3 protein-coding genes and 1 pseudogene are annotated in these 3,297 nt (G+C 35.8%); 2 read left to right on the top strand and 2 right to left on the bottom strand.

The genetic code is table 11. The annotated features are described in order from the left end of the window. Both ACNPNW_RS05930 and ACNPNW_RS05935 read right to left on the bottom strand, forming a co-directional pair. A pseudogene (locus ACNPNW_RS05930) lies at positions 1-283 on the bottom strand (heavy metal sensor histidine kinase); the annotation flags it as partial. After that, positions 276-956 (bottom strand): heavy metal response regulator transcription factor, encoded by a 681-nt coding sequence (locus ACNPNW_RS05935; protein WP_448766704.1) that lies wholly within the window; start codon positions 954-956, stop codon positions 276-278. The pseudogene ACNPNW_RS05930 and the gene ACNPNW_RS05935, both read right to left, overlap by 8 nt. A 148-nt stretch (positions 957-1,104) precedes the next feature. On the opposite strand from ACNPNW_RS05935, the gene ACNPNW_RS05940 reads away from it, so the two are divergent. Together ACNPNW_RS05940 and ACNPNW_RS05945 are read left to right on the top strand one after the other, a co-directional pair. Then, entirely contained in the window at positions 1,105-1,401 is a 297-nt protein-coding gene (locus tag ACNPNW_RS05940; RefSeq protein ID WP_005006338.1) for a hypothetical protein, read from the top strand. An 89-nt stretch (positions 1,402-1,490) separates the two neighbouring features. Next, entirely contained in the window at positions 1,491-3,254 is a 1,764-nt protein-coding gene (locus ACNPNW_RS05945) for a copper resistance system multicopper oxidase (protein ID WP_448766705.1), read from the top strand. Positions 3,255-3,297 lie beyond the last annotated feature (43 nt).

Raw genomic sequence — 3,297 nt, forward strand, 5'->3', positions numbered from 1 at the left:
GAATTTGGCCTGTGGGTCGTTCTATTTGAACCATAAGATCATGGTGTCCAACTAAAGCGTCTCTCAAATATAGATTAAGTTCTGGAGAGTTTTTAGGGTTTTGTTTAAGAAGGTTTTGAACTAGCTGGATTTTCCCTTCTAATTGGGTACGATCTTGCGTTTCAAAATGATGCATCACTAATTTATGGATGAAAAACCCCATCATAATGAGAATGAATATAGTCGATAATGAGAAAATAATACCAATACGAAAACTGATAGATTTGAATAAGTTATTATTCATTTTCTACCTCTAATACATACCCCATTCCTCTAATATTTTGAATTAACTTAGGGGTAAAATTACTATCTACTTTATTTCTTAATCGTTTAATAGCGACTTCAACTACATTTGTATCACTATCAAAGTTCATATCCCAAATTTGAGATGCAATAAGTGCTCTTGGTAGAATTTCACCTCTTCTACGCATAAAAAGCTCCATAAGAGCAAATTCTTTAGCCGTTAAATCAATGCGTTGACCTGCTCGTGTTACCCGACGTTTTCTCAAATCAAGTTCTAAATCAGCAATCTTAATAATATTATTATCTTCTCTTTGTTGCCCTCGTCTAAGGAGCGTTTTTATTCGAGCTAGAAGCTCTGCAAAAGCAAAAGGCTTAACTAAATAATCATCAGCGCCTAGCTCTAATCCTTTTACTCGATCTTCGATTTGATCTCGGGCGGTAAGAAAAAGAATGGGCATTGTTTTACCGCTGCTACGAATATCATTGATAATATTCCAACCATTTAGTCCAGGTAACATCACGTCTAAAATAATTAAGTCATACTCTTCAGAAAGAGCTTGATGTTTACCCGTTAACCCATCTGTAACCCAGTCGGTAATATAGCCAGCTTCGGATAAACCTTGCTTGAGATAATCACCAGTTTTTTGTTCATCTTCAACTAATAGTATTCTCATCTCAGAATCCTAAGTTATTCATTAAAACTATAATAACGTTATAAAACATCTGATCGAGATAGATTACAAAAATGTCATTTTCAAGTCACTTAGATGTTCAGTGCTTCACTTTATTGTAGTAGCATGAAATTAACTTTTAGAGAAACTTATGAAAACTGTAGTGCGTCGTAGTCTAACAATTTTAATGTGTGCTGGAACTTTAATTGCTGGTACTCAATCTTGGGCAAAAGATGTATCAACCTCAAGTGCCACTAAAACGGTAAAAGCACAGGAACCTTGTACAAAACCTTGTAAAATGGAAAAAGATGACAAGACTCAGCAAGATCATAGTCAACATCAGTCTCCTAACTCATCTGACATGTCAAAAATGGATCATTCTATGATGAATATGGACCATTCTAAAATGGATCATTCAAAGATGAATATGCCTGGTAGCAATAAATAATTTTATAAATAGCGAGAAAGAAGTATTAAAGTTTATACTAAATATTTGCTTTATTACTTCAATCTTGACCTTTCTAAAGGTGAGATAGAATGTCAAAAAAGTTAAGTCATATACTCTTAATTGGAGTTGGTTTATTTTCATCAACTTGGGTAATGGCGGCAGTTAAAGAATATGATTTAACAATCGCTGAACAAACTGTAAATATCACAGGAAAACCAGTTGAGAGAATTACTGTAAATGGTAAATTCGTTGCACCACTTCTTGAATTTGAAGAAGGTGATGAAGCCGTTATCCGTGTTCACAATAAGTTAAAAAATCAGGACTCTTCAATCCATTGGCATGGCTTATTATTACCTGGAATTATGGATGGTGTACCTGGATTTAACAAATTTAATGGCATTGCCCCTAATAAAACTTATGAATATAAGTTTAAAGTCCGCCAAAATGGTACTTATTGGTATCATTCACATAGTAAAGGACAAGAACAAGACGGTTTATATGGTGCTTTTGTTATTTATCCTAAAGATAAAACTCCACTAACAGCTGCTGAAAAAACCGATAAAGATTACGTTGTTTTGCTTTCTGATTTTCATAATTCGACAAGTGATCAAATTATGAAAAATATTAAAAAAGAAGCAGACTACTATCAGAACCGCCGCGAAACAGTATTCGATGTATTAAAACAAGTTAAACGTGATGGGCTAAAAGCGACTTGGCAAGACCGTTCTATGTGGAATCAGATGCGAATGCTGAAAACAGATATGTCCGATGTGACTGGTTATACATTTTTAATGAATGGCAAGACACCTCAGCAAAATTGGACGGGTAACTTCAAAGCTGGTGAAAAAGTTCGCCTTCGTTTTATTAATGCTTCCGCTATGTCATTCTTTGATGTACGCATTCCAAACCTAAAAATGACTGTAGTCAGTGCTGATGGTCAACCTGTAAAGCCCGTTCCTGTAGATGAGTTCCGTATTGGTACTGCTGAAACTTATGACGTAATTGTGGAACCAAAACAAGCACATTACCAAATTGAAGCTGAATCTATTGATCGTACCGGTTTTTCAGTGGGAACATTACATGAAGAAAGCAGCCCAGCAGTCAAACAAATTGAGATGCCTAAGCCTCGTCCTCGTTCTTTATTGACTATGGAAGATATGGGAATGAATCATGATATGTCATCTATGAAAGATATGAATCACGATATGTCTTCTATGAAAGGTATGGATCATGATATGTCTTCTATGAAAGGTATGGATCATGATATGCCGATGAATAGCGCTACTGTTAAGGCGGCTTCAGACAAGAATGATAATACCGTATTTGGATGGGCAAATGCTTCAACACCTGAAGGTAATAAAGCATTGCAATATAGTGATTTGCAATCGTTAGATCCTCAAAAAGACACTCGTGCAGCTGAACGTGAAATAGAGATCCGTCTTGGTGGAAACATGGAGCGTTATATTTGGACAATAAATGGTAAAAAATTTAATGAAGCCGACCCACTAGTGGTGAAGTATGGTGAACGTATTCGCTTAAAATTTGTCAATGACAGTATGATGGCTCACCCAATGCACTTACATGGCATGTTTATGCAGCTTGAGAATGGTCAGGATCCAAGCAATATGCCAAACAAACATACGGTAATTGTTCCACCTGGGAAAACGATAACCACTCTACTCACAGCTGATGAGTTAGGTGAGTGGGCTATTCATTGTCACCTGCTTTACCATATGAGTGCAGGAATGATGAATAAACTCATTGTAGCTCAAGTGGAAGATGGTAATTCTACAAAGACTGTTCCTCAGTCCCAAGTAAATGAGAAGGGAGTAAATCCACATGCAAATCACTAAGAATTTCTTCTCAAAAACAGTCTTATCAATTGCATTAATAAGT

The sequence above is a fragment of the Acinetobacter endophylla genome, from assembly GCF_053543775.1.

Excerpts from the sequence above, each read along its gene's own strand:
- ACNPNW_RS05935 (WP_448766704.1), bottom strand. The coding sequence starts at position 956 with ATGAGAATACTATTAGTTGAAGATGAACAAAAAACTGGTGATTATCTC.
- ACNPNW_RS05945 (WP_448766705.1), top strand. The coding sequence starts at position 1,491 with ATGTCAAAAAAGTTAAGTCATATACTCTTAATTGGAGTTGGTTTATTT.
- ACNPNW_RS05940 (WP_005006338.1), top strand. The coding sequence starts at position 1,105 with ATGAAAACTGTAGTGCGTCGTAGTCTAACAATTTTAATGTGTGCTGGA.